Genomic DNA, 25,643 nt, shown 5'->3' with positions numbered 1-25,643 from the left:
TCTTATTTACATACATGCATGAATAAATAATTAAAAAGGGGGCGCTTAAATGGCGAAAGTTGCGTGGGTAACCGATAGTACCGCATTTTTAAATGAAGATTTAAGGAATCATCCTGATTTGTACCAGATACCAATGACAATCATTATGGATGGCAAAGAATATACCGATGGTGTTGATTTAACCTCTGAGGAGCTTTATGCGCGTCTAAAGACCCTGGAAACTCCCCCAAAAACATCTCAGCCTGCGATAGGGGCTTTTCAGGATTTATATGAAAAGCTGAAGGAAAACTATGATTATATTATTGCTGTACTTGTATCCGCAAAGCTGAGCGGGACAGTTTCATCAAGTGAGCAGGCATCTCAGCTGGTTGATATACAGGTGTATAGTGTAGATTCCAAAATTCTATCATACCCTTTAACCAGAATGATTTTAAAAGGGATGGAATGGACAGAAACAGGAATGGAAGTTGAAGACGTTATAAAAAAGCTTGAGATGCTGCGGGATACAGGTGAAACCTATGTGCTGATCGGAAGCCTGGAACAGCTTCATAGAAGCGGAAGGATGTCAGGCGTCCAATTTTTCCTGGGAAGCATGCTAAATGTAAAACCGATTATCTCTGTCCATGATGGAGAGCTTAGTGTCAGGGAAAAGGCTAGAAGCGAGAAAAAGGCAAAAGACAAAATTGTAAAGCTGCTTAGGAGCGCGCATGAAAAGAAACCGCTAAAAGAGGTTTTTATTCTATACGGCTTGCATCCTGCAGAAGCAGAAGAGTGGAAAGAAGAGCTTCAGGGAGAATTTCCGAATATTAAATTCGGATGCTATTCTTTGGGGGCTACAATCGGCGTGCACGCAGGGGAAAACACACTCGGAGTTAGCTGGTTAAATGGCCTGGACTGAGTGAGACCGGTGGAAATATAAAACTGTTTAATAAAAACCTGGTTCAGAGAGATCTTTTTTAAATGGTTTCTGGGGCCAGTTTTTTATGTTTGCTGCCTAGATTAATCGGATTATTCGCTAATTCTCATGATTTGTTTGCTAAATTTAATTTTTATTCGCAAGTTATGCCTGAATATTCGCTAGATTCTGCTGTTTGTTCGCTAATTTTCCAGTTTTATTCGTTATGTTCAAATTTCGTCCTTACAAGTCTAAGGATATGGAATAACCTTGCCAATGTTTCTTTTTCTCGACTAGTGTTAAAATGGACAGTGGAGTTTGAAAGCAGGTGAAATAGATGAATGAAAGAATCATACATATAACAGAAAATTTTATCCGGGATACACTAGGAGAAGATTCAACCGGGCATGATTGGTATCATATCGAACGGGTGCGAAAAAATGCACTTTATATAGCAGAAAAAGAACAGAGGGGCGATCTGTTTATTATTGAGATGGCAGCACTGCTTCACGATATTCCTGATGAGAAGCTGAATGCATCAAAAGAGGCAGGGGATAAGAAGCTTTCCGATTTCCTGCAGGTCTTGGAAATACAAGAAGCAGACAAAACTAGAATCAATGAAATTATTTATTCTGTTTCCTTCAAAGGCGGAAAAAAGACGGAGCTTTTAAGCCCGGAAGCAGAAATCGTCCAGGATGCGGACAGGCTTGATGCTATCGGAGCTGTAGGGATTGCGAGAGCTTTTGCTTATGGAGGCAAGAAAGGGCAGGCAATTTATGACCCAGGCCTAGAAACCAGAAATGAAATGACAGAAGAGGAATACCGGCATGGAAAGTCATCATCCATCAACCATTTTTATGAAAAACTCTTAAAGATAAAAGAAAGACTGAATACAGATACAGCAATAAAAATGGCAGAAGAGCGCCACCAGTTTATGGAGAAATATTTGCAGCAATTTTACAAAGAATGGAATGGTCTAGCATGAAAATGATCTCTGTGGAGAATGTAACAAAAACCTATGGGGAAAAAGAACTTTTTAACAATATTTCTTTTACAATCTCTGAAAAAGAAAGAGTAGGCCTTATCGGTGTAAATGGGACAGGGAAATCTTCACTGTTGAAGGTTATTGCCGGAATTGACCAGCCAGACTCGGGTGAAATTGTTACTCCGAAGGATTATGCAATTTCCTATTCTGCCCAGCAGCCAGAACTAAATTATGAGCTGACAGTACTGGAGCAAGTTTTTGCCGGTGATGCCCCAATCCTTGTATTGCAGAGAGACTATGAACTGGCTCTTTTGAAGCTTAATCAAAGTCCCGAAGATTCAGCTATACAGGAAAGGCTTTTTGAGCTTCAAAAGAGAATGGATACGCTGGATGCCTGGGAAGTGAACACAGATGCAAAAACGATTTTAACAAAGCTGGGAATTGAAGATTTCAGCAAAAAAATCGGAGAACTATCAGGCGGGCAAAAGAAAAGGGTAGCTCTTGCACAGGTGCTGATCCAATCACCTGACTTATTGATTCTTGATGAGCCTACAAATCATCTCGACTTTGAATCCGTCAAGTGGCTTGAAGAATATCTAGGGCGATACAGGGGAGCACTTCTTCTCGTAACCCATGATCGTTATTTCCTTGATCGGGTGACAAATAGAATGTTTGAACTCGAAGGCGGAAATCTTTACAGTTACAAAGGCAACTATGCTGCATTTTTGGAAGCAAAGGCAATAAGAGAAGAAAATGAGGCTGCTACTGTCGAAAAGCAAAAAAACCTCTTCAGAAGAGAACTCGAATGGATCAGAAGAGGGGCAAAAGCAAGAACTACGAAACAAAAAGCCAGAATCCAGCGGTTCGAAGTACTTGATAGCCAGCTCGCCTCTGTCAAATCTTCTGAAAAGCTTGATATGTCATTAAGTGGCAGCCGGCTTGGAAAACAAGTATTTGAATTGGAGTCAGCTTCAAAAAGCTACAGCGGCCAGGTGATATTGGATAAGTTCGACCTCTTGGTAAAACCGGGAGACAGGATTGGAATCATTGGCCGGAACGGAACCGGAAAATCCACGCTTCTTAACATCCTGGCAGGTAAGATTCCGCTTGACTCCGGTGAACGAATCATTGGCCAAACAGTGAAAATTGCTTACTACACGCAGGAAAGCGAAGATATGGATGAAAATAAACGTATGATCGAATATTTGAAGGAAACTGCCGAGGTAGTGGAAACCTCAGATGGGAAAACCATATCTGCCGCCCAAATGCTGGAACGGTTCCTGTTTCCTTCTTTTACGCATGGAACTCCTATAAGAAAGCTTTCAGGAGGAGAAAAGCGCAGGCTGTATCTCTTGAAAATCTTAATGTCTGAGCCAAATGTTCTGCTGCTCGATGAGCCAACCAATAACCTTGATACCCAAACATTAACGGTTCTTGAAGATTATTTGGAGGATTTCCCGGGAGTAGTCATCACGGTATCCCATGACCGTTATTTCCTTGACAAAGTTGCTGATCAGCTCCTTGTCTTAAAAGGCGAAGGAAAAATCGATTCTTTCTATGGAAATTACAGTGAATTTCTTGAAAAAGAGAGCTCGAAGCCCGTACAGGAAAATGTACCTGCTGCTGAAAAGCCAAAAGAAACCAAGCCGAAAAAGAAGAAAATGACTTATATGGAGAAAAAGGAATGGGAAGAAATCGATGGCAAAATTGAAAAAGTCGAAAGCAGGTTAGAAGTGATCGCTTCCGAAATGGCCAAAATAGGGAGCGACTTTGAAAAAGCGCAGAGACTAATGGAAGAAGAAGCGAAATTAAATGATGAGCTTGAGCACTTAATTGAAAGGTGGAGCTACCTTTCAGAAGCAGCAGAAAATGAATAAGCAGTCAGATAAGAGGCTCGGGGCAAACGCTCCGGGTTTTTGGCATTTCTAATAGGTTCAGTTAAACGCGTCTGCTGATTTCTGCTCCAGTCACTCAGCGAACCGCGGGAGGTCCGACGCTCCTCAGCGTGACGCCTGGGAGGGCTCCCTTTGACTTGCATTTCCCGCAGGACTTTGAATAAGCATCCCCGAATACTCACCGCAAGGAAATGCGAAGGCATTTTCGAGGATCTCGTGCCTCCCGCTCCAATCAACAGGGTGCCAAAATCAACAATGAACTTTAACATAGCCTTCTAATAAAGGCTCATGAAATGCTGCTCGATTTTTCTTATGTTAAAATAAAACTAGTTACCAACGTGAAAATACTAAAAAGGGTGATACTTTTGAAGATAAAGGCAATTGAACCAACACCAAGTCCCAATACCATGAAAGTTATTCTTGATGAAGAACTTCCAATGGGAAAAAGCAATAATTATAAAAAGGATAAAAGTGAAGGAGCTCCAAAGGTTATTCTGGATATCCTCCAAATAGAAGGGGTAAAAGGCGTTTACCATGTTGCAGACTTTCTGGCAGTTGAAAGAAATGCCAAATATGACTGGAAAGAGCTATTGCCTCAAGTCCGATCGGCTTTTGGTGAAGATGTAGAAAATGAAAACAGCGCCGAAACAGGCATTGATGAGCACTTTGGAGAAGTGCAAGTCCTCGTTCAAATGTATAAAGGAATCCCGATGCAGATAAAGCTAACCGATGGTACGGAAGAAAAGCGATTTGGCCTGCCTGAAAACTTTATTAAAACAGTGTCAGAAGCTCAAGATCCCGCGGATAATGTTGTGATGGTCCGGAAGTGGAAGGAATTCGGCGTCCGTTATGGAGACTTTGAACAAGTCGGCCATGATATTGTTGATGAGCTTATGGCAGCCTATCCAGAGGGAAGACTCCAAGCACTAGTCCAAATAGCTAAAAGTCCCGAAAAAACAGAGGAAAAGCATGCCCGTCCTCGTTTAAAACTTTCGATTGAAGACCTTGACTCTCCTGATTGGCGAGTCCGCTATCAAAAACTTGAACAAATGGATGATCCTACCGTTGATGATCTGCCTGTTCTGGAAAAAGCCCTGAATGATGAAAAAGCTTCGATTAGAAGGCTTGCAACAGTTTACCTTGGCATGATAGAAGATAAAAAAGTCCTTCCGCTCCTATATAAAGCATTAAAGGATAAAACGGTAACAGTAAGGCGTACTGCGGGAGACTGTTTGTCTGATTTAGGCTTTGAAGAGGCGATGGATGCCATGAAGGAAGCACTGCAGGATAACAGCAAGCTTGTCCGCTGGCGTGCAGCCATGTTCCTTTACGAAGTGGGAGATGAGAGTGCCCTTCCTGCACTCAAAGCTGCTGAGGGTGATTCAGAGTTTGAAGTTAGCATGCAAATCAAACTGGCAATTGAAAGAATCGAACACGGAGAAGAAGCAAAGGGTTCAGTTTGGAAGCAAATGACTGAATCGCGAAAGCAAGGACAAGAATAACAAATATAAAGACCGCTCATTAGGCCACAGCCGCGAGCGGTCTTTATATTTGTAAATGAATCGTTCAAACTTCTGTTGCGAAAGCGAGCTATTAATCTTAATTCTCGGGTTCGATTCCAATTTGTCCTGCATACTTTTATGTCTATGTCAAATTTACCTCTTACACGCACTGCTGTTTTACCCTTTTAAAGTAAAAAAATAAATTAAATTTGTAAAAATTATTGAAATTGTTAGAAAAAAGGTCTATATTGTAAAGAAAATATTTGGGAGGATCATTAATCAACAATCCCATAGAATAATAGATTTTCAATCTAGGGTAAATTGGAGGTTTTACATACTATGTCTGACACACAGATGAGAAGTGACATGATTAAAAAAGGAACGGACCGCGCCCCGCACCGCAGCTTATTGCGTGCTGCCGGCGTAAAGGAAGAAGATTTTGGGAAACCATTTATTGCAGTGTGCAACTCCTATATAGATATCGTTCCAGGACATGTCCATTTGCAGGAATTCGGAAAAATCGTTAAAGAAGCCATCCGCGAAGCGGGCGGTGTCCCGTTTGAATTTAATACAATCGGGGTTGACGATGGGATTGCAATGGGACATATCGGAATGCGTTATTCCCTGCCAAGCCGTGAAATAATAGCTGATTCACTGGAAACAGTCGTTTCTGCACATTGGTTCGATGGAATGGTTTGTATTCCGAACTGTGACAAAATTACACCAGGCATGATGATGGGCGCTCTGCGCGTCAATATTCCTACTGTTTTTGTCAGCGGAGGTCCAATGAAAGCCGGAGTAGATTCAAGCGGCAAGCCTTTATCCTTAAGCTCTGTATTTGAGGGAGTCGGTGCCTATGAGTCTGGGAAAATTGATGAACAAAAGCTGCAGGAAATCGAACAGGTTGCTTGCCCGACTTGCGGGTCATGCTCCGGAATGTTCACTGCCAACTCCATGAACTGCCTCGCTGAAGGCCTTGGTCTTGCATTACCTGGAAACGGGACGATTCTGGCTGTATCAGAAGAGCGAAAAGAGTTTGTCAAGCGCTCTGCCAAGCAATTAATGGAGCTTATCAAAAAAGATATTAAGCCTCGCGATATTGTCACAATCGATGCGATCGATAACGCGTTTGCTTTGGATATGGCGATGGGCGGCTCAACCAACACAGTACTTCACACTCTGGCCTTGGCACATGAAGCCGAAATTGATTACCCAATTGAACGCATTAATGAAATTGCCAACCGGGTGCCGCACCTTGCGAAGATTGCACCTGCTTCGGATTATCATATTGAAGATGTGCATAATGCTGGAGGTGTCAGCGCCATCATCAATGAATTGCTTAAAAAGCCTGATGCCTTAAATGGTGACTGTCTGACCGTAACAGGAAATCCGCTGCGCGAGAATGTTGCCGGCAGCGAGATTTTGGATAAGAATGTGATCCGTCCATTGGATAATCCGCACTCCGAGCGCGGCGGACTCGCTGTATTATTCGGAAACCTGGCGCCGCAAGGTTCCATCATTAAAGTCGGTGCAGTTGATGAGTCTGTCGGCGGCTATCATAGAGGACCTGCTATTTGCTTTGATTCTCAGGAGGATGCTCTTTCCGGAATCATTACCGGCAAAGTACAGGAAGGCCATGTTGTCGTCATTCGCTATGAAGGCCCTAAAGGTGGGCCGGGTATGCCTGAAATGCTTGCCCCTACTTCCCAGATTGTCGGCCGGGGTCTTGGTGCGAAAGTTGGCCTGATCACAGATGGCAGATTCTCCGGTGCATCCCGCGGCATCAGTATCGGACACATTTCTCCTGAAGCAGCAGAAGGCGGCCCGATTGCTTTTGTTAAAAACGGAGACATCATTGAGCTTGATTTAAACAATCGAACGATCAACCTGGAAATTTCCGATGAAGAATTTGAAAACCGGAAAGCTAATTGGAAAGGTTTTGAGCCAAAGGTTAAGAGAGGCTACCTGGCACGTTACTCCAAGCTTGTTACCAATGCCAGCACAGGCGGCGTGATGAAAGTTTAAGATATTAAAGAAGCCAGTCTTTTGTGACTGGCTTTTTTGCTGTAAAAAACCCTGGCCGATAAATTGCCTTGGTTGGCCGTTAAAACTGCATATTTGGCCGATAAATGTATTGATTAGGCCGATAAATAGGCATGATCGGCCGATAAGACCGTAAAGCAGGCAAGATTTTAGACTTTTTTAAGCTGATTCAACGTTAAAAACTCTCTAACTGCTCTTTTTTTAAAAGTTTTTATTATCAAAATCGGTGAAAAGGTACCTCATCAGGCGGATTTTGCTCAAAAATACTTAAACAGCAGGATCATAGTTGAAGCAATTTTAATAGCTTAAAAGGGAGCCTTGAAAAATTGCATTAACGTCCATGATTATAGTATGCTTACTGTACAAAATGCAGTAGCAGTAGAAGGAGGCAATAATTTATGTCGATGGCGTATGAAGAATACATGAAGCAAATGGTTAAGCCAATGCGCGAAGAGCTTGTACAGGCAGGGTTTAAAGAGCTGACAACTCCTGAAGAAGTAGAACAGTTTATGGAAGGTCTTGAAGGTACAGCACTTGTTGTGGTTAATTCTGTTTGCGGCTGTGCAGCAGGACTAGCGCGTCCGGCAGCAACACAGGCAGTTTTAAGAAGCGAAAAGAAACCGGATCATTTAGTAACTGTTTTTGCAGGGCAGGATAAAGAAGCAACTGCAAAAATGCGCGAATACTTCGAGGGATATGAGCCTTCATCTCCTTCAATGGCCTTATTAAAAGGGAAGGAAGTTGTTCACTTCATTCACCGCTATGATATTGAAGACCATCCGATGGAAGCTATTATGGAAAATCTTCTGGCCGCGTTTGAAGCCAACTGCTGATTCGTATAGGATTAAATAGTTTTTTTAGGAAGAGGGGTGTCGGCCGGCACCCTTTTCTTTGTAATTTTAAGTAAAAGCTTTTTGATAACTTTTGCACTCCGTTGATTGGAGCGAAGGGAGCGAGACTCTCGAAAATGCATTCGCATTTCTTTGTACGGTCTTTATTTGAGGATGCTTATTCACAGTCGAGCGGGAAAAGCGGATCCCACAGGCTTAGTGCTTGAGGAGCGTCGGACCGCCCGCGGTTCACTGAGTTTCTTAGGCGGAAATCAACAGACAAGTTTTACAGGGGCATCCATCTTTATAAAAGGCTGTTTTCGTAAAGTTTGTTGCTTTTTGGCGGCAAACTTAGCTTCACCAACTGAGTTGATTGTAGCGGGGGTACTTGACTCCGGCGGAAGAGAGGGAAGTGGGAGACCCTACAGGCGAAGCCGAGGAGACTCCCATCCTCCCCGCGGGTTCGCTGAGTGCCTGTAGGGGAAATCTACGGGCAAAGTTCATAAGCAAAAACAACAATCTATTAGAAAAAGCCTTATAAAAAAAGAGCCGGGAGAACGTGATGATTATTACAACAGCAGGGCGGACTAATCAGGAAATGAAGGAAAGTGCCAGAAGGGTTGCTGTCGAATTGGGTGCAGAATATATTGAAAGAAATAAAAGGTCTGTGGGAGCTATTCAGAAACAAGTCCAGGATGATTGTATTATAGTGGGAAAGGAACGCCTTGAGCTTTTTCCATTGGGAGAAAACCAGCCATTCTTTTTCCATCCCAATTCAGCGATGTTCAGAATTAAGCGGCTGTTAAAGGGAGAAAGTGACCCTTTTCTTCAGGCAGCCCGCCTTGAGAGAGGAAAAAGCATGCTGGACTGTACGCTTGGACTTGCTTCTGACAGCATTGTGGCGAGCTATACTGTTGGAAGAGAAGGAGAGGTAACAGGATTGGAGGGCAGCCGTTACCTTGCTTATCTAGTAGGAAAGGGGCTGGGACAATGGGGATCCGGTTTGGAATCAATGGACCATGCAATGAGGAGAATCAATGTTAAATCCACAAGCTCTTTTCCTTATTTAAAAATGCTTCCTGATAATAGTTATGATGTAGTCTATTTTGATCCGATGTTCGAAGAAAAAATTCTTGAATCGGATGGAATCAAAGCCCTTAGCCGATTTGCTGTATATGGAGACCTGTCGGAGGAATTAATTTTTCAGGCAAAAAGAGTTGCCAAAGAAAGAGTTGTTTTGAAAGACCATTTTAGAAGCTCCAGATTTGAGCAATATGGCTTCAGTGTTAATAAAAGAAAAACATCCAAATTTCATTTCGGTGTCATTGAAAAATGAAAAAGGTGCCGCAGTATTTCGGCACCTTCACAGTTAATCTGCAATGGCCAGATAAACAAAATAAGCCATCAGCAGCAGGCTTGCAATCACAAAGACAAGAGACCAATCCATTCTGATTTCCCCCTTTTTCCTTTTCTGGACTCGTATAAAACGATTTGTTCCTATTATTCCCGCTTTATTGCTTTGTAATCCCATAATACTTTTTTTCACTATATAACTATTGTTTTAGCTGCCAAAAAATGAAATCAATTTTCATTTACTCCAAAAAGGAGTATAATAGAAAAAGAGAAAAGAGATACATAGTGAGGAACGATATAATGAATTTTTCCATCTCAAAAAGAATGTCATCTTTTCAGGAAAGTGTGTTTGCGGAGCTGGCGCAAATTAAGAATTCTAAACTTTCAGACGGAATTCCGATGATTGACCTTAGCATTGGAAGCCCTGATTTGCCGCCACCAAGTTTTATTACAGATGAATTGGCTAAAAGTTCGCTGAATCCGGATTTATACGGCTATTCTTTAATGGGGACAAATGAGTTCCATTCCGCGGTTTGTGACTATTATAAGAGTAACTTTGGGGTGTCCCTTGATCCTGATTCCGAGGTGCTTCTGTTGATGGGTTCCCAGGATGGACTTGTACATTTGCCTATGGTTCTCTGTGATCCCAATGACTATATTCTTGTACCAGATCCGGGATATACAGCCTATGCTGCAGGTGCAGGCATGGCTGGAGCTCAAATGTATTCCATGCCGCTGAAAAAGGAAAATAAATTTCTTCCTGATCTGGGTAAAATTCCTGAGGAGATCCTTCTTAAAACAAAGTTAATGATATTGAATTTTCCGGGTAACCCTGTTCCCGCAATGGCGACGGAGGAATTTTACCTTCAAGCCATTTGTCTTGCTAAAAAGTATAACTTTGTTATTTTGCACGACTTCGCTTATTCGGAGCTTTACTATGAACACAAGCCGCTAAGTTTTTTGTCTGTAGAAGGGGCCCTGGAAGTCGGACTGGAAATGAATTCCCTGTCCAAAAGCTTTAACATGGCTGGCTGCCGGGTAGCTTATGCGGCCGGAAATAATCAGCTGATCACAATGCTGGCTAAATTCAAATCCAATTTGGATTATGGAGTATTTCTGCCGGTCCAGGCTGCAGCTTCTAAAGCGTTAAGAGATCAATCGGGCTTCTTAAACAGTTTGAGGGATATTTACAGGACCAGAAGAGATGTTTTGGCAGATGGTTTAAATCAAATCGGCTGGAATGTCAGCAAGCCCGAGGGCTCTATGTTTTTATGGGCAGAGGTGCCTGCTCCATACAAGTCCAAGGAATTTGCAATTGAACTAATTAACCGGGCGAATGTTGTGGTAACACCAGGCAATGCATTCGGCAGCTGGGGAGAAGGGTATGTACGAATCGCTCTCGTTCAGCCTGAAGAAGTCTTGAAGCAGGCTGCAGCCAATATCGGGAAAAGCGGTATATTGAAAAAAGTCCTTGCTTAAAAGGGAAAAGGGGATGAAAAGAATGCCAAAATGGCTGAGAAAATCCTTTTTTGTGCTGGTAACCATTTTAACCTTTGGCATGGTTACACCATCTCAGGCCTTGCTCTATGAAAATACGAACCAGTTAAAGGCTTCCAAAGCATCAGATGTTGAAAATACAGGTGGAAGTGCAGCATCTTCTTCGGAAGAAGACAAGTTTATTGATAAAGAAGTCTTTATCAGGCAGATGGTCAAAGAAGCAGAGCTGCAGTCATATGAAAAATTCGGAACAAAAATTGGCCCGATTATTGAAGATGAGTTCAATGAAGTTATTCTTCCGAAAATCGAAAAAGCGATACAGGACGTTGCCGTTCAATTTCCTGAAGAAAGCCTGGCCTGCTTAATGGTAACTGAAACTCCTGGAGGAGGGGTATCTGAAAAGATCTTCCATATCGCCAATAGCCAAACCAATGAAGACGTGATCCGCTTCCATGTAAGAAGGGATCATCCGCCTCAGCAGGGTTATTGGTTTAATTTCCATTATCATACACACCATGACAACTTCCAGGCTCATCACGAATTAGGTGCAATTTATTGGGACAAAAATACTCCTCCGAAATGGATGAGTTAAAAGATTGAAATAAATTTCATATTATGAAAAAATAATTTTATGGATTTTGAAACTTTCCATAATATCTACCGTATATACATTTATTCTATTTAATGGAGGTTTGATTTGAAATGGCAGTAAGCTTATCAAAAGGGCAAAAGGTTGATTTAACAAAGACAAACCCGGGAATGACGAAAGTAGTAGTCGGTCTTGGCTGGGACACGAACAAATATGATGGCGGCAACGACTTTGACTTGGATTCTTCCGTCTTTCTTCTTGGAGATAATGGAAAAGTAACCTCTGAAAGCGATTTTGTTTTTTATAACAACACAACAGGTGCTGGCGGAGCTGTTGTACATACTGGCGATAACCGTACAGGTGAAGGAGATGGCGATGACGAGCAGGTGAATATTGACTTGGCGAATGTACCTGCAAGCGTTCAGCGCATTACTTTTACTATTACGATTCATGATGGGGAAGCGCGCAACCAAAACTTTGGCCAGGTTTCTAATTCATATGTAAGAATCTTAAATGAGGATTCTGGTGAAGAATTGATCCGTTATGATCTTGGTGAAGATTTCTCCATTGAAACAGCACTTGTAGTAGGTGAATTATACAGACATAATGGAGAATGGAAATTCAGTGCAATTGGCAGCGGATATCAGGGCGGCCTTGCTGCATTGGCAAAAGATTTTGGTTTACAGGTAGGATAATTAAGAGTTATAGTTGCTTAATAAGGCTCGGCAATGCCGGGTCTTTTATGCGGACAAATACATGGGGGGAATAATACAAGAATGGAAGTTTTAGAGGCAATTCTGAATACTTATGCCGCATTTTTTGACTGGGAGATGTGGGTAGAGGCTTTATCCAATCCTGTTAACTGGGGGTTAATTGGTACACTAGTTATTATGGAAGGCCTTTTGTCAGCAGATAACGCATTGGTTCTTGCGGTTATGGTTAAACATTTGCCGGAGGAAAAACGAAAAAAGGCTTTATTCTATGGTTTGCTAGGTGCTTATATTTTCCGTTTCATTGCAATCGGAATTGGTGTATACCTCATTGAATTTTGGTGGGTTAAAATTATTGGTGCGGGTTACCTGGCCTGGTTATCCATCAAGTACTTTATAGACAAGAAAAAGGGTCTGGGTGAAGAGGATGAAGATATTGAAGGCATCAATCAGAAAGGCCTGCTAATCCGTTTATTCGGCACTTTCTGGGGAACAGTTGCAGCGGTTGAGCTGATGGATATTGCTTTCTCTGTAGACAGTGTCCTGGCTGCTTTTGGCATAAGCCAGGAAATTTGGGTTCTTCTTTTAGGCGGTATGCTGGGCGTATTGATGATGCGTGGAGTTGCTGGAGTTTTCCTGAAGCTTATTGATAGAATACCTGAACTTGAGACTGCTGCTTATGTATTAATTTTAATTATCGCAGCGAAGATGCTTTTAGGCGTATTTGGTGTTCATGTAGAACATGTTCATTTCTTTATCCTTCTGCTTGTTGTGTTTGCAGGAACATTCGTTGTCCACTACAGAAACAAGAAGAAAGAACAAGAAACTGCAAATTAATCTTAAACAATTATAACCAACTATCAGCAAAAGGGATCAGACACATGTCCGCTCCCTTTCTTTTTATCCTTTTTTGCATAAAAGGGGTAAATTGTAATGGCTTTTTGCCCACAAAAGAAAGAATGGAGCTGCAAAAATGAGACTATTTTCCGATCTCCCGGATGAAAAAATAAAACAGGTTTTCTATAAAAAACCTGGATATTTTAATAAAAGATCCGATAGGGAATTGCTGGCATATGCATTGGGGGCAACCTTATATATGCCAGCAACGAGGCCGAATATCCATCAGGATCTGCTCTCAAAAAAGCATTCAGGCCTGACTTCCATGGTCATTTGCCTGGAGGATGCCATAGGAGATGATGAGGTTGAAAGGGCAGAAGAACTGCTGTCTTCAGAACTGGAAAGCCTGAGTATTGATTTGGCGAAAGGCCTTTGCCATGAAGATGACCTCCCATTAATTTTTGTGAGAATCAGAAGCTATAAGCAGCTCCTCAGAATGAAAAACAGAATCCCAAATGGTTTGCATCTCTTAACAGGACTCGTGCTGCCCAAGTTTTCTCCAGCAGAGGGGAGCAGAATATTAAGCGAAATCGAAAACCTCAATGACAGTGGTTATTGCTTATATGCAATGCCGATCCTGGAGACAAAACAGATCATTCAAAAGGAAACTAGGCTTGAGGAACTCATTGGCATTAAAAAGGTTCTGGACAGGCACGAGGATTTAATACTTAATGTCAGGATTGGAGCTACTGACTTCAGCGGCCTGTACGGTATCCGCAGAAACTCTGATACAACAGTTTACGATATCGCTGTCATAAGGGATTGTATTTCCGATATCATTAATGTATTTTTGCGTGCTGACAGCCCGTACGTTATCTCTGGTCCTGTATGGGAATATTTCTCGTCGAAGGAACGCCTTCTTAAGCCTCAGATCAGGCAGACACCTTTCCGTGAACGGCTGGGTCAGGATGGTATCAAAATGCGCACAGATTTGATTGACATGCATATGGACGGGTTAATCAGGGAGATAGCCATGGATATCTCAAATGGCCTGACTGGCAAAACCATTATTCATCCTACCCATATCAGGCCTGTACAGGCTCTTAATACTGTGACGCTTGAAGAGTATCTGGACGCGAAAAGCATTGTGTATCAGGCAGATGGAAAAACAGGTGTTATGAAAAGCTCTTACCAAAATAAAATGAATGAAATTAAGCCTCATTTGTATTGGGCTGAAAAAATATTGTTGAAATCTGAAATTTACGGGGTGCTGCATGAGGAATACACATACATTGACATTCTCCAAAACGAAACATTCACTTCAGATCCTCAACTCGTTAAGCGTTGAGATCGATATTACGGATAATCCATATGAAATTCCTGCAGAGGACTTTTTTATCATGGCGGCGAGGATTAATAAAAAAAGGTCCTTTTTGTTTGTCAGCAAAGTTCTCGGGAAGCATATTCCGATTAATCCGCAGATCGGCCTTTTGACTGGCGAACTGCTTGCCAACCGTTATATGGAAAAGGTTAAGAATAAGGAGACAGGAAAAAACGCTGAGCTTCTTTCTGCATTTAGGAACGGTGCAGGGGCTTTTAATGGAAGTCCATTTATTGATGACGAAGAAAGACCGGTTATTATTGGGTTTGCAGAAACAGCAACCGCGCTTGGACATGCTTTTTTCCAATCGTTTAAAAAAGCGGATTTCTTTCATACTACGAGAGAGCAGCTGGTGGATAAGGATCCTGTTATTACATTCGAAGAAGAGCATTCACATGCTACTTCACACCGCTGCTATATCGATGAAAGCCTTTTAGATAATAAAAGGGAAATTATCCTTGTAGATGATGAAATGACTACCGGAAAAACAGCTATTAATATTATCAAGTCCATTCATGCCAGATTTCCTAGAAAAGTATATACAATTGTATCTATTTTGGACTGGCGTTCTGAAAAAGATCAGAAGGGCTTTGATGATTTGGAAAAGGAATTGGGCATTATTATTCATAGTGTCTCACTTTTAAAAGGGAGAATTCGTGTTGAAGGTTCGCCAGATGTAAGTGAAAATCAGGCAGAACCTCGAACAGAAGAAGATTCTGCGGTAATTTCATATATTCATATAAACAAAGAATTTCCGAACCTGCTAAATCAGGTTGCCGGACCATCTATTACTCTAGGTGGAGATATTAGGCATGTACCTTATCTAAAGGAATCCGGCCGGTTTGGATTGGATGCGGATGGCCAAACCAGGTTAAATCAGTCACTTAAGGAGATTGGGCGCTGTCTTTCAAGTAAACGGGATGGGCAGAACACATTATGCTTGGGAACAGGAGAGTTTATGTATATCCCGATGAAACTCGCTTCTTTAATGGGAGAAGGTATTAAGTTCCATTCAACGACCCGGAGCCCGATTTTTGTAAAGAATGAAGGAAATTACGGTGCTCAATTTGGTTTTTCTTTCCCAAATCCTGAAGACCTGGATATGGCACAGTTTGTTTATAACATTCCTGAAGGATGCTATGATGAGGTATTTCTGTTTTTTGAAAGAGAGACAGCAAGTAGTGCACTTGAACCTCTCATCAGAAATATAAAGAAATACATTAAGCATATTAAGATCGTTTTCTTCAATGGAGGTGAATCAATTGACTAGAGCTGCAGATCAAAAGAATCAATTTGGTTCATATAGTGAGAGTGATGTCGTTTTTTTATTAAAGGATTTAAGCAGCTTTTCTCTTGAGGGAACAATTGAGCAAAGGGAAAAAAATATTCAGTCCGGCCAGCATTACAGTGAAACACTGCCAATTGAGTACCAGCCTCCCGAAAATTACCTTAGCATTTTCAGGGAAACACTTGTAGAGTACAAACGAAAAGTAGCCTTGTGCACGGGCATTGTTTCTGAACAGATATGGAGACTAAAAGGTGAAAATACGGTTTTAGTTTCACTAGCAAGAGCAGGTACGCCGGTTGGCATTTTAATAAAACGGTATCTTTCTGAAATCTATGGGGTAAACCTGCCGCATTACAGCATATCAATTATCCGGGACAGGGGAATTGACGAAAACGCAATTAAACATATTTTAAAAACTCACCCCGGAAAAAATATACAATTTGTTGACGGCTGGACGGGAAAAGGGGCTATTTCGATAGAATTGACCAAGGCTTGCAAGGGGTTCTATGAAACTCACGGTGTTTTGCTGGACGATACATTGGCCGTCCTTGCAGATCCTGGGCATTGCACAACTCTTTATGGGACCAGGGAAGACTTTTTAATCCCAAGTGCCTGCCTAAACTCGACAGTTTCCGGGCTGGTAAGCAGAACTGTTTTAAATAATAACTTAATCGGTCCTAGTGATTTTCATGGTGCCAAATATTATAAAGAGCTGGAGAGTGCGGATGTTTCGAATGAATATCTTTCAGCTGTAGGAAATGAGTTTCAATCCATTAAGCAAGAAGCTGCAGAAAGAGCGGCAGTCCTAATGGAAAACCCAGGGGAAGCAACCTTTCAGGGAATGGAAGAGATCCGGGAAATTAAAGAAGAATTTAAAATTGAATCGATTAATTTTGTAAAGCCTGGTGTTGGGGAGACAACTAGGGTTCTTCTCAGAAGGCTTCCTTGGAAAATTCTGATGAAAGACCCGGAGAGTCCCTATGTCCGCCATATTGTAATGCTGGCCGTGGAGCGCAATGTTGAGATTATCCAATATCCCAACATGAGTTACACCTGCTGCGGATTAATTAAAAAGGCGGGGAAAGAACAGTGATAATGTTTGCATCGGATTTGGACAGAACACTTATTTATTCTGACAGGGCACTCGCTGATTTAGGACATCCCGGCAGAGGCAGCTTAGTAGGGGTTGAGCGCAAAGACGGACAGGAAATTGCCTTCATGACAAAGCAGGCACACGGGAAATTAAAAGAGATCTGTTCTCAAATGCTCTTTGTTCCTGTTACTACAAGAACTTACGAACAATTTAACCGGGTATTTATTTTTCAGGAAGATATTCCGGTACCTTACGCTATTACATCGAATGGGGCAAATATTCATTTTCATGGGAACCCGATGGAGGAATGGGCGGCAATTGTCCGGGATCGTTTAAAGACCGAGTGTGCCATTTTTGAGGATATGGTAGAAAAAACGAAAGGATATGAGTTGAACGGGACCCTTAAAGCAGCTGATAACCTTTTCTTTTATTATATTTTGAGCGAGAAAATAACAAGTGAAGCCAAGGGCATTTTAAGCAGTATGGCTGAATCCTTTGGTTGGAAAGTTTCCCTGCAGGGCCGAAAGCTTTATTTTATGCCTAACCCAATATGTAAAGGCGAGGCAGTGAAGTTTATCAAGGACCGGGAAGGGATAAGCTCTGTTTATGGAGCGGGGGATTCAGTGCTTGACCATGATTTTCTGCAGTTTTGCGATTATCCGTATGTGCCAAACCATGGGGAGCTTGTCAAATACAGCTCACTTTGCCTTCCATATAAAATTTCCAAAAACAGGGGAGTTAAAGCCGGTGAAGAAATTCTTGCTGACATATTGAACAATATTAAGCAAAAAATTTAATCCGGCTGGTCCCCCAGCCACTTTTTTAAAACTAAAAACAAGCAGAAGCCAAACGTATTAGCCCCTATAAATATTAAACTGCCAATAGCGAGGGATTGATGCAGCGAAAAAGTAAGCATTGCCAGAAGAAAAGACCAAAAAAAGACGTCCAAGAAAACAAAAGAACTTGAGCACAAAACATTTTTAATGATATCCAAATCATCTTCCATACCTCGATATCTTGCTCTTCCAAAAAGCAGCCTCATACTAACTCACCTTCTTCTGCGGGGTACTCCAATTTATGCTGGGACGGGAATAAAGGTGAAAACGGCCATTTGGAGGGTCTGGAAATAAAACTTTAACTTACCAGGAATCAATGATTATTTAGCTAAAATGAAACTTTTTTCTCTGTTACTTCGTAGAAGAAAGTAAATCTAATTTAGAAAAAGCTTACATACCTATGATATGATGGTAATAAGTTTACATATTTCAGCCGGCTTTTATTTAAGCCAGCACGGGCGCTTTGGTGGAAAGGCGCTGATTTACTAGTTTTAAATAATGTTAAGCCATCTTTCGCTCATAGAGGGAAGGGATATAAATGAACCCATCATATAGTCAAATTAAAGCTCACATGCTGCAGGTTACATATGAAAACTGGCTTTCACAGCTGAAACAGCCCAATCATGAGAGGGAGAATTTTTCTGAGGAACAGCACATACTCCATGTCGGACAAATTGTTGCCCGATTTCTCGGAATTCCTTTGGACGAAGACGATTATTATAATCGCCTGTTCGACCTTATCCACACAGAGGGTGCTGGCCTGTTGCTTTTAAGTGAAGACCATCTTGATAAAACAATAAACAATCAGCAATTTCAAGCGATCCAAAAGGTACTGAATATTAACCGAGAGCAAAATTTATCCATAAACCGATTTGCTGCTTTTCTTGATGGCGAACAGCTTCTGATGAAATCGCCAGTACCTTCCTTGCACAGAAAAATAAGAGAAGCAATGATCAAAATGCTGCAGCTGTTTTCTGAAAGTGAACCGGATGGTTTGAAGAATCAGGAAATTCGCCGGGTACTGGTCGATGTCATAAAGTGGTCCTTCAACCATCTTGGACAAGAGATAGCGGAAACTGATCCCGAAAATGCCATGCCTAAAATCCTATGGTTCGGCGATGGGAAAAAGAGCCATTTATATTTTTTGTACTACTTGCTAAGTCTTGGATGCGACATTATATATTTTTCTCCATCCGGCGAGGACCTTCTTGCAAAAGTGGGTACAGACATCCAGGAGTCATTTGTCCATCATTATCCAGAGAAGAAGAAGCCCGAGCCTTTTCCGAAAGAAAAGAGGAGAAGGAGCGCAACAGTTGCCTACAGAGCATCAAGGGAAATAGAAACCATCCTGAACCATGAGGGCTCCGGATTGTATAAACCATGGCAGCTCCGGGATTATACACCTTCTTCTGTCACATTAAAAACCACCTATGATGAATTATTTATTTTAATAAAAGAGAAGGCCATGATCCGGCCCAGTTTTGAAGTGAAAGAAGGGCGGGTCATCATTCCTTCGGTTTTTGCGAAAATTCAAGGTTTAAGCAAAAACCGGAAGGAGTACTGGGATCGGATCCAAACAATAAGCCAGTATGAGCAAAGTTTATTGATCAGAAGGTTCCCTTTTACAAACAGCGTTAATAATGATTTTCGTTTCCATTACCGAAGTGCCTTGGACAGTGAAGGGCTGCTTGATCCTGAAAAAATGGCGGGTGCCCACTATTGGAAATATCAGCATCTGCCTACCGGGCTGCAAAACGGAATAGCGATGGCAATAAGAAATATTTGTGCCCGTCCATATTTAAAGCCCCTCCCCCAAGAATCGGAAGAGGAGCTGAAAATTTATCTCTTTACCCAAAGCATGCAGATTCCTCCAAGCATATTAAAGCTAATGCAGCAATTTGATTATTCTCAGGACGTTCCAAAGATCATTCTATACAACAATGAGCTGAATGGGACCATGGTAAGAACCGACGCAGCACTTCTATTGCTCCTAAATCAATTCGGGCTGGATATTGTGTTATATAATCCCCCCGGACATAACGATATTGAAAATTTCATTGCCGAAGGTCTATATGATGTCCACTGGCTGGAGGATGTTGTTTTTGAACAGGAATTTAAAGAGCCTTCTTTTCTGAAGAAGGTCCTCTTTCAAGGATTATTAAAAAATTTAAAGGGTGATTGAAAATGAATCCGACTCAGCAAACAGATTTAAATTTAACAACCCAGGTTCAGGATGACAAATTAACTGAAAATAAGGTGTCTGAAATTAAGCTGGCATTAAGGCAGGAGCCCGAAGTGCAAAATTTGGCCAGATCCATTGATGAGAGGGACCAGATTCAGATCCTGGAATTCGGTAAAGAGCCTGCTGTCCAAATCTCCCGCTTTTCTGATCAAATTTTAAGCAATATGCGATCCACGAAAGTAGAAGATTCTGGTGAGCTATTAAAGCAGCTTGGCAAGATTATGGACAAATTCGATAAAAAGGATTTTGAGCAAGGTTCTAAAGGGCTATTTGGAAAGCTTTTCAAGCGTGGAGAAAAAATGATTGAGAAGCTTTTTGGAAAATATCAGACAATGGGACAGGAAATTGACAAAGTCTATGTTGAAATTTCCAAATACCAAAATGAAATGGTAGATTCCACTACCATGCTGGAACAAATGTATGAGCAGAATTACCAGTACTATTTAACGCTTGAGAAGTACGCTGTTGCCGGGCAAATGAAAGCTGATGAACTTAAGGCCAATCAGCTTTCACAGCTTGAAGCCCGGGCTGCCCAAGGCGATCAAATGGCATCCATGCAGCTTGATACTTTAAGAAACGCCATTGAGCTGCTGGAACAAAGAGTTTACGATCTTGAAATGGCAAAGATGGTTGCCCTGCAAACAGCACCGCAAATTCGTCTCCTGCAAAGAGGGAATACAAAGCTAATTGGAAAAATTAATTCAGCATTTGTTACGACCATTCCAATCTTTAAGAACGGCCTTATCCAGGCAGTTGCCGCAAAAAGGCAAAAGCTTGTTGCAGATTCTATGAGCGAGCTTGATAGAAGGACCAACGAAATGCTTGTGCGCAATGCCCAAAACATTTCAAACCAAAGTGCAGATATCGCACGTCTGGCTGGCGGCCCAAGCATTAAGATCGAGACAATTGAGGAATCCTGGAATATTATCATGAAGGGCATGCAGGAGACAAAATCAATCGAAGAAGAAAACAAGCGCTTGCGACAAGAAGGTACGAGAAGGCTTGAGCAGCTTCAGGAAAATTTTAAAAAAATGAAGCAGCAAGGTTAACCTGACTGCTCATTTTGATAAATAGAAAATATATTAATGAGGTGGAATTGTTATGGCAATTAACTTGCAAAAAGGACAGCGCGTCGACTTAACAAAAGGAAATCCAGGACTTTCTAAAATAATGGTAGGATTGGGCTGGGATCCTGTTCAAAACCGCGGAGGCGGCGGGCTTCTTGGATCACTATTTGGCGGAGGCGGCGGTGCGAACATCGACTGCGACGCTTCTGTTATTATGCTTGGTGAAAATGGGAAGCTAAGAAACAACAGTGACGTCATTTATTTTGGAAACTTAAGAAGCGGAGACGGAAGTGTCCAGCATACGGGAGATAATCTCACCGGAGATGGAGACGGCGATGACGAACAGGTAATGATTGATCTAAGCAGAGTGCCAGCACATATCCACAAGATGGTTTTTGTTGTAAACATTTATGATAGCGTAAAAAGGAAGCAGCATTTCGGAATGATTCAAAATGCCTTTATTCGTGTTGTAAATTCTTCCAACAAACAGGAATTGATCCATTACAACCTCACAGATGACTATAGCGGAAAAACTAGTTTGATTGTTGGAGAGATTTACCGTCATGGAAGTGATTGGAAGTTTGCTGCTGTTGGAACTGGCACGGCATCACCAGGACTTTCCGATGTTGTTCGTTCATATACTTAATAATATCTAAATAATATAACTTAAAAGGACCCGCTATTCAGCCGGGTCCTTTTTGAATTTTCGCTTAATTTTCCCATGATTTGTTTCCTTCAAATTGATTCTTCATATGTTATAATTTTAATAGAGTATTAGGACGTTAATCATAGAAAATTCATTCGATTTTTCTCCTTGCAGGCAGTTACCTGAACCTTCTTAACATCCCGCAAAGCCCTGTTGCTCATATTTTATACATCTTAGAATTGCAGAAGGGATAATGATAATGCGTAAAATGGTCCTTACTTTTACTATAATGATTGTTTCCCTTGCACTTTTAGGGAATTCACAGGCTGCCCTTGGCGGCATAAAACTTAAAGACTATCCTCAATCATCCAAACTTAAAGAATCTCTCATTCTAAATTCGCCAGATCTGCTGGGCGATATTTTTATTTTGCCTTTGGAGGCTTTTGATGAAGCCGAGGCTTCAAATATGATTTCAAGAGTGGACAATCTGCCTGCTTCGCTGCTATCAAAAATTGAGGATGAAGGTATCTCCGTTAAATTATTTGTTGGGAAATTGACCGATAACCCCACTGCCCAGCATCTTGAGGGAGTAATCCCCAGGGGCTATAAAAGCGATACAACCTGGGATGATGTGCCTGGCATAGGGGGGGCTAAAACGGTCCTCGTAAAAATCGGCTTCAGTGAAAAGGGAAAAGGCCATGGGTCCATTAACCTGGAGCTGCATGAACTTGCCCATTCAATAGACCGGCACGTTTATAACGGCATCCGTTATAACCAAAAATTTCTTGCCGTGTGGAAAGCAGAGAAGTCCAAGCTATTTCCTGGACAAAGTTATTTTTTAACATTCCCAGAGGAATACTTCGCTGAAGCCTTTGCGATGTATTTTACCGGGGGAGAGTCACGAAAAATATTAAGGGCAAATGCACCGAAAACATATGACTTTATAAAAAATTTAAAATAAGTTTTCCCCTGTTTACATGCAGGGGCTTCTTTGTTTGCAGACTATTCAATATTAATTCATTATATGTAACTGCTAGTTTTTTTCGTTAAGTTTCCGTACAATAGCATTAAGCATTTTAAAAAAGGTTGGGTTGAAATGAAACAGTATTTGGAGCTTTGTAAGCATGTGTTAGAAAATGGAACAAAAAAAGAGGACCGGACGGGTACCGGCACAATCAGTACCTTTGGTTACCAGATGCGTTTTAACCTGCAAGATGGTTTTCCGCTGGTTACAACGAAAAAATTGCATTTAAGATCCATTATCCATGAGTTGCTTTGGTTTTTAAATGGCGATACAAATGTCAAGTACCTTCAGGAAAATGGCGTGCGAATTTGGAATGAATGGGCTGACGAAGAAGGCAATCTCGGGCCGGTTTATGGCCATCAGTGGAGATCTTGGACTGGTGCTGATGGAAATACAGTTGATCAGATCAGCGGCCTGATTGAACAGATTAAAACAAACCCGGATTCCAGAAGAATGATTGTTAACGCCTGGAATGTTGGTGAGCTTGATAAAATGGCTTTGCCTCCGTGCCACTGCATGTTCCAGTTTTATGTTGCAGACGGTAAGCTTTCATGCCAGCTTTACCAAAGATCGGCGGACGTATTTCTTGGCGTGCCGTTTAATATTGCATCCTATTCTTTGCTGACGATGATGGTTGCCCAGGTTTGCGATCTGGAGCCTGGTGAATTCGTCCATACCTTCGGCGATGTGCATATCTACCAGAATCATATTGAGCAGGTGAATCTGCAGCTTAGCCGCGACCCTCGCTCTCTTCCAAAACTGATTATTAATCCTGCAGTTAAGGATATCTTCGGCTTTAAATATGACGATTTCCAACTTGAAGGATATGAACCCCATCCACATATTAAAGGGGTTGTCAGTGTATGATCTCTTTAATGTGGGCGATGGATGAAAATCGCGTAATTGGAAATGACAATAAACTTCCCTGGCATTTGCCTGAGGACTTAAAGTTTTTTAAAAGAACTACTATGGGGCACCCAATTGCAATGGGACGCAAAACCTGGGATTCAATCGGAAGGCCGCTTCCAGGAAGGGAAAACATTGTGATTACCCGTAACCAAACCTTTACGTGCGAAGGCTGTACAGTTTTAAATTCAATTGAAGAATTGCTTAAATACAGCGGGGAGAAAGAGGATGAGATTTTTGTCATTGGCGGTGCAGAGATTTTTAAGGCCATTCTTCCCGCAGCTGATCGGCTATATTTAACGATGATTTATGATCAATTTGAAGGGGATACATTTTTCCCGGAATTAGATATGGCAGATTGGGAACTCATTACAAAGGAAAAGGGTCTTAAGGACGAAAAAAATCCATATGAGTATGAATTTCTTATTTATAAAAGAATTTAACTCTTAAAGCAGCTCTCAAGCGGGCTGCTTTTATTTATTTTGTAGCTCTGTTAAACTTGCCTGTTGATTCCCCTAAAAGAAGCTCAGCGAACCGCGGGCGTCCTACGCTCCTCGGTGTCCAGCGCCTGTGGGGTCTCCCTTTGACTCGCTTCTCCCGCAGGACTATGGAAGAGCTTCCTCGAATAAACACTTCACGAAGGAAATGGGAATACATCGCGGAGTCTCGTGCCTTCCGCTCTAATCAACAGAGTGCCAAAATCAACAATGAGCTTTAACATACTTATTTTGTAGGAGAATCTACGTGGCTGAATGAAATTAATGGTTAATTAAGGGCAGTTTGCCTTGGTAGAGAATAAACCGCTGTATGATGCTGTACAGCAAAGTTTCAATCATAAGTTAAAGAAAATTTATTATTATATAATGAGAGACGTCTGAACATCAGGAGGTTGTAATGCTTCGATTGATTATTTTTTTTCTTTATATGGGCGGATACCTGACTTATAGTCTGCCTGCTTTGTCTCGCATGAAAAAGCTGGACCCAATAATGCCCGTGGAAAAACGTGATAAGATTATCCACAATGTACCGCAGAGGTGGGCCCGAACGGTTATGAAAATATCAGGTTCAAAAGTTAATGTATCCGGACAGGAATATATTCCAGATGGACCTGTTGTTATGGTTTGCAATCATGAAGGCGATTTTGATATTCCAGCTCTTCTCGCTTCCATTGAAAAGCCCTTTGGGTTCATTTCCAAGGTGGAAGTAAAAAAAGCTCCAATTATCTCTTCATGGATGAAAGTCATGAATTGTGTTTTCATTGACCGCAGGAATCGCCAAAGTGCTATAAAGTCCCTTAGGGAAGGTGCTGAATTTTTGAGGCAGGGTCATTCTCTTGTTATTTTCCCGGAAGGAACCAGAAGTAAAGGAGGGCCAGTAGCTCCTTTCAAAGTAGGCGGTTTCCGTCTTGCTCAGGATGCAGGTGTGCCGATTGTTCCTATTTCAATAAAGGGGACTGCAGATGTATTTGAAAAGAACGGAAGGCTTATTAAACCTGCGCCAATAGATATTTGCGTATGCCCGCCTGTCAATCCCAAAATTGTCAAAGAAAAGGATGCGAGGCTTCTTGCTCATGATGTGAGAGAGATTATTTGCAGCAGTTTGTCCGAAAAGAGAATTGCTTCATAATTGGAAAAGGCCCCAATTTTCAGGGGCCTTTTCATTTAAGCTTTCTTTATTGCGTTTTGTACTAAAGGTTAGGATTGATCAGATAATCGGTTAGCTTTTGGATCATCCCATGATACTCACTTGGATCGCAAAACTCTTCCGCTGAGAAATTCGTTTTAACCCAATGTATTAACTCATTGGCGCTATTAAAATACTCACCGCTCGTGTCGCTCTTTCGAATCATGTATCTTCCATTGTCCTCATCCAATGTAACTTCTACCGGCAAAGCACTATCCAGACTGCATAAAGAAAACTCCATACCTGCACCCCTTTTAAAATATGAATTAACTTTTGCTTATTATATGTTAGTTTCCTTTGATTCTATCCATAAAAGAATTCGAAAAATGTAAATTTTAAAA

24 protein-coding genes are annotated in these 25,643 nt (G+C 41.6%); 22 read left to right on the top strand and 2 right to left on the bottom strand.

Annotation, left to right across the window (positions count from 1 at the left end):
- Positions 1-49 precede the first annotated feature (49 nt).
- From DFO73_RS07360 to DFO73_RS07325, 7 genes are all read left to right on the top strand, one after another.
- Positions 50-898 carry a DegV family protein gene (locus tag DFO73_RS07360; protein ID WP_110064136.1) on the top strand — a complete coding sequence of 283 codons (849 nt, stop codon included), beginning with the start codon at positions 50-52 and terminating at the stop codon, positions 896-898.
- Positions 899-1,232: 334 nt separating this feature from the next.
- Entirely contained in the window at positions 1,233-1,880 is a 648-nt protein-coding gene (locus DFO73_RS07355; protein WP_110064135.1) for an HD domain-containing protein, read from the top strand.
- On the top strand, positions 1,877-3,757 hold the full coding sequence (locus DFO73_RS07350) for an ABC-F family ATP-binding cassette domain-containing protein (protein ID WP_110064134.1): 1,881 nt from the start codon (positions 1,877-1,879) through the stop codon (positions 3,755-3,757). Before DFO73_RS07355 ends, DFO73_RS07350 begins: the two co-directional genes overlap by 4 nt.
- Before the next feature lie 383 nt (positions 3,758-4,140).
- Positions 4,141-5,277, top strand: coding sequence for a conserved virulence factor C family protein (locus DFO73_RS07340; RefSeq protein ID WP_110064132.1), 1,137 nt, complete (start codon positions 4,141-4,143; stop codon positions 5,275-5,277).
- A gap of 354 nt (positions 5,278-5,631) precedes the next feature.
- Positions 5,632-7,302, top strand: a complete 1,671-nt coding sequence (gene ilvD, locus DFO73_RS07335) for a dihydroxy-acid dehydratase (RefSeq protein ID WP_110064435.1) — start codon at positions 5,632-5,634, stop codon at positions 7,300-7,302.
- A gap of 416 nt (positions 7,303-7,718) precedes the next feature.
- Positions 7,719-8,153, top strand: a complete 435-nt coding sequence (locus tag DFO73_RS07330; protein ID WP_110064131.1) for a BrxA/BrxB family bacilliredoxin — start codon at positions 7,719-7,721, stop codon at positions 8,151-8,153.
- 559 nt (positions 8,154-8,712) lie between these two features.
- Positions 8,713-9,486, top strand: a complete 774-nt coding sequence (locus tag DFO73_RS07325) for a class I SAM-dependent methyltransferase (RefSeq protein ID WP_110064130.1) — start codon at positions 8,713-8,715, stop codon at positions 9,484-9,486.
- Positions 9,487-9,519: 33 nt separating this feature from the next.
- Here DFO73_RS07325 and DFO73_RS28520 read toward each other — a convergent pair whose 3' ends face one another.
- Complete coding sequence (locus DFO73_RS28520; RefSeq protein ID WP_181395952.1) at positions 9,520-9,681, bottom strand: hypothetical protein; 162 nt, start codon at positions 9,679-9,681, stop codon at positions 9,520-9,522.
- Positions 9,682-9,803: 122 nt separating this feature from the next.
- Here DFO73_RS28520 and DFO73_RS07320 point away from each other — a divergent pair, with 122 nt between their 5' ends.
- The 15 genes from DFO73_RS07320 to DFO73_RS07245 all read left to right on the top strand — a co-directional run bounded on the left by DFO73_RS07320 (position 9,804) and on the right by DFO73_RS07245 (position 25,245).
- The gene (locus DFO73_RS07320) at positions 9,804-10,982 is read left to right on the top strand and encodes an LL-diaminopimelate aminotransferase (protein ID WP_110064129.1); all 1,179 of its coding nucleotides are present in this window, start codon (positions 9,804-9,806) and stop codon (positions 10,980-10,982) included.
- Positions 10,983-11,004: 22 nt separating this feature from the next.
- Positions 11,005-11,592 carry a YpjP family protein gene (locus DFO73_RS07315; protein WP_110064128.1) on the top strand — a complete coding sequence of 196 codons (588 nt, stop codon included), beginning with the start codon at positions 11,005-11,007 and terminating at the stop codon, positions 11,590-11,592.
- A 110-nt stretch (positions 11,593-11,702) separates the two neighbouring features.
- Positions 11,703-12,284 carry a TerD family protein gene (locus DFO73_RS07310; protein ID WP_110064127.1) on the top strand — a complete coding sequence of 194 codons (582 nt, stop codon included), beginning with the start codon at positions 11,703-11,705 and terminating at the stop codon, positions 12,282-12,284.
- An 81-nt stretch (positions 12,285-12,365) separates the two neighbouring features.
- On the top strand, positions 12,366-13,136 hold the full coding sequence (locus DFO73_RS07305) for a TerC family protein (protein WP_110064126.1): 771 nt from the start codon (positions 12,366-12,368) through the stop codon (positions 13,134-13,136).
- A 136-nt stretch (positions 13,137-13,272) separates the two neighbouring features.
- The gene (locus DFO73_RS07300; RefSeq protein WP_110064125.1) at positions 13,273-14,484 is read left to right on the top strand and encodes an HpcH/HpaI aldolase/citrate lyase family protein; all 1,212 of its coding nucleotides are present in this window, start codon (positions 13,273-13,275) and stop codon (positions 14,482-14,484) included.
- Positions 14,411-15,787, top strand: a complete 1,377-nt coding sequence (locus tag DFO73_RS07295) for a phosphoribosyltransferase family protein (RefSeq protein WP_258309299.1) — start codon at positions 14,411-14,413, stop codon at positions 15,785-15,787. The genes DFO73_RS07300 and DFO73_RS07295 overlap by 74 nt, the downstream gene beginning before the upstream one ends.
- On the top strand, positions 15,765-16,898 hold the full coding sequence (locus DFO73_RS07290) for a cysteine protease StiP family protein (RefSeq protein ID WP_110064123.1): 1,134 nt from the start codon (positions 15,765-15,767) through the stop codon (positions 16,896-16,898). The genes DFO73_RS07295 and DFO73_RS07290 overlap by 23 nt, the downstream gene beginning before the upstream one ends.
- Before the next feature lie 2 nt (positions 16,899-16,900).
- A complete protein-coding gene (locus DFO73_RS07285) occupies positions 16,901-17,695 on the top strand; it encodes a hypothetical protein (protein ID WP_258309351.1) in 795 nt (264 codons plus the stop codon).
- Between the two features lie 577 nt (positions 17,696-18,272).
- A complete protein-coding gene (locus DFO73_RS07275; RefSeq protein WP_110064120.1) occupies positions 18,273-19,916 on the top strand; it encodes a YceG family protein in 1,644 nt (547 codons plus the stop codon).
- A gap of 2 nt (positions 19,917-19,918) precedes the next feature.
- Complete coding sequence (locus DFO73_RS07270; protein ID WP_110064119.1) at positions 19,919-21,025, top strand: toxic anion resistance protein; 1,107 nt, start codon at positions 19,919-19,921, stop codon at positions 21,023-21,025.
- 52 nt (positions 21,026-21,077) lie between these two features.
- Positions 21,078-21,689 carry a TerD family protein gene (locus DFO73_RS07265; RefSeq protein WP_110064118.1) on the top strand — a complete coding sequence of 204 codons (612 nt, stop codon included), beginning with the start codon at positions 21,078-21,080 and terminating at the stop codon, positions 21,687-21,689.
- A gap of 259 nt (positions 21,690-21,948) precedes the next feature.
- Entirely contained in the window at positions 21,949-22,650 is a 702-nt protein-coding gene (locus tag DFO73_RS07260) for an anthrax toxin lethal factor-related metalloendopeptidase (protein WP_110064117.1), read from the top strand.
- A gap of 135 nt (positions 22,651-22,785) precedes the next feature.
- Entirely contained in the window at positions 22,786-23,580 is a 795-nt protein-coding gene (locus tag DFO73_RS07255; protein WP_110064116.1) for a thymidylate synthase, read from the top strand.
- Positions 23,577-24,062, top strand: coding sequence for a dihydrofolate reductase (locus DFO73_RS07250; RefSeq protein WP_110064115.1), 486 nt, complete (start codon positions 23,577-23,579; stop codon positions 24,060-24,062). The genes DFO73_RS07255 and DFO73_RS07250 overlap by 4 nt, the downstream gene beginning before the upstream one ends.
- Before the next feature lie 451 nt (positions 24,063-24,513).
- Entirely contained in the window at positions 24,514-25,245 is a 732-nt protein-coding gene (locus tag DFO73_RS07245; RefSeq protein WP_110064114.1) for a lysophospholipid acyltransferase family protein, read from the top strand.
- A 61-nt stretch (positions 25,246-25,306) separates the two neighbouring features.
- Here DFO73_RS07245 and DFO73_RS07240 read toward each other — a convergent pair whose 3' ends face one another.
- Positions 25,307-25,543, bottom strand: coding sequence for a hypothetical protein (locus tag DFO73_RS07240; protein ID WP_110064113.1), 237 nt, complete (start codon positions 25,541-25,543; stop codon positions 25,307-25,309).
- Positions 25,544-25,643 lie beyond the last annotated feature (100 nt).

Origin of the sequence: Cytobacillus oceanisediminis, from assembly GCF_003182355.1 — a bacterium.
Lineage (GTDB): Bacteria > Bacillota > Bacilli > Bacillales > Cytobacillaceae > Cytobacillus > Cytobacillus oceanisediminis_A.
The sequence above is the reverse complement of the archived record's forward strand: the minus strand, read 5'-3'. Positions and strand labels throughout refer to the sequence as shown.

What these genes read in the sequence shown, in the direction of transcription:
- DFO73_RS07360 (WP_110064136.1), top strand. Translation starts at nt 50, where the DNA reads ATGGCGAAAGTTGCGTGGGTAACCGATAGTACCGCATTTTTAAATGAA.
- DFO73_RS07355 (WP_110064135.1), top strand. Translation starts at nt 1,233, where the DNA reads ATGAATGAAAGAATCATACATATAACAGAAAATTTTATCCGGGATACA.
- DFO73_RS07350 (WP_110064134.1), top strand. Translation starts at nt 1,877, where the DNA reads ATGAAAATGATCTCTGTGGAGAATGTAACAAAAACCTATGGGGAAAAA.
- ilvD (WP_110064435.1), top strand. Translation starts at nt 5,632, where the DNA reads ATGAGAAGTGACATGATTAAAAAAGGAACGGACCGCGCCCCGCACCGC.
- DFO73_RS07330 (WP_110064131.1), top strand. Translation starts at nt 7,719, where the DNA reads ATGTCGATGGCGTATGAAGAATACATGAAGCAAATGGTTAAGCCAATG.
- DFO73_RS07325 (WP_110064130.1), top strand. Translation starts at nt 8,713, where the DNA reads ATGATTATTACAACAGCAGGGCGGACTAATCAGGAAATGAAGGAAAGT.
- DFO73_RS28520 (WP_181395952.1), bottom strand. Translation starts at nt 9,681, where the DNA reads ATGGGATTACAAAGCAATAAAGCGGGAATAATAGGAACAAATCGTTTT.
- DFO73_RS07320 (WP_110064129.1), top strand. Translation starts at nt 9,804, where the DNA reads ATGAATTTTTCCATCTCAAAAAGAATGTCATCTTTTCAGGAAAGTGTG.
- DFO73_RS07315 (WP_110064128.1), top strand. Translation starts at nt 11,005, where the DNA reads ATGCCAAAATGGCTGAGAAAATCCTTTTTTGTGCTGGTAACCATTTTA.
- DFO73_RS07310 (WP_110064127.1), top strand. Translation starts at nt 11,703, where the DNA reads ATGGCAGTAAGCTTATCAAAAGGGCAAAAGGTTGATTTAACAAAGACA.
- DFO73_RS07305 (WP_110064126.1), top strand. Translation starts at nt 12,366, where the DNA reads ATGGAAGTTTTAGAGGCAATTCTGAATACTTATGCCGCATTTTTTGAC.
- DFO73_RS07300 (WP_110064125.1), top strand. Translation starts at nt 13,273, where the DNA reads ATGAGACTATTTTCCGATCTCCCGGATGAAAAAATAAAACAGGTTTTC.
- DFO73_RS07295 (WP_258309299.1), top strand. Translation starts at nt 14,411, where the DNA reads ATGAGGAATACACATACATTGACATTCTCCAAAACGAAACATTCACTT.
- DFO73_RS07290 (WP_110064123.1), top strand. Translation starts at nt 15,765, where the DNA reads ATGGAGGTGAATCAATTGACTAGAGCTGCAGATCAAAAGAATCAATTT.
- DFO73_RS07285 (WP_258309351.1), top strand. Translation starts at nt 16,901, where the DNA reads ATGTTTGCATCGGATTTGGACAGAACACTTATTTATTCTGACAGGGCA.
- DFO73_RS07275 (WP_110064120.1), top strand. Translation starts at nt 18,273, where the DNA reads ATGAACCCATCATATAGTCAAATTAAAGCTCACATGCTGCAGGTTACA.
- DFO73_RS07270 (WP_110064119.1), top strand. Translation starts at nt 19,919, where the DNA reads ATGAATCCGACTCAGCAAACAGATTTAAATTTAACAACCCAGGTTCAG.
- DFO73_RS07265 (WP_110064118.1), top strand. Translation starts at nt 21,078, where the DNA reads ATGGCAATTAACTTGCAAAAAGGACAGCGCGTCGACTTAACAAAAGGA.
- DFO73_RS07260 (WP_110064117.1), top strand. Translation starts at nt 21,949, where the DNA reads ATGCGTAAAATGGTCCTTACTTTTACTATAATGATTGTTTCCCTTGCA.
- DFO73_RS07255 (WP_110064116.1), top strand. Translation starts at nt 22,786, where the DNA reads ATGAAACAGTATTTGGAGCTTTGTAAGCATGTGTTAGAAAATGGAACA.
- DFO73_RS07250 (WP_110064115.1), top strand. Translation starts at nt 23,577, where the DNA reads ATGATCTCTTTAATGTGGGCGATGGATGAAAATCGCGTAATTGGAAAT.
- DFO73_RS07245 (WP_110064114.1), top strand. Translation starts at nt 24,514, where the DNA reads ATGCTTCGATTGATTATTTTTTTTCTTTATATGGGCGGATACCTGACT.
- DFO73_RS07240 (WP_110064113.1), bottom strand. Translation starts at nt 25,543, where the DNA reads ATGGAGTTTTCTTTATGCAGTCTGGATAGTGCTTTGCCGGTAGAAGTT.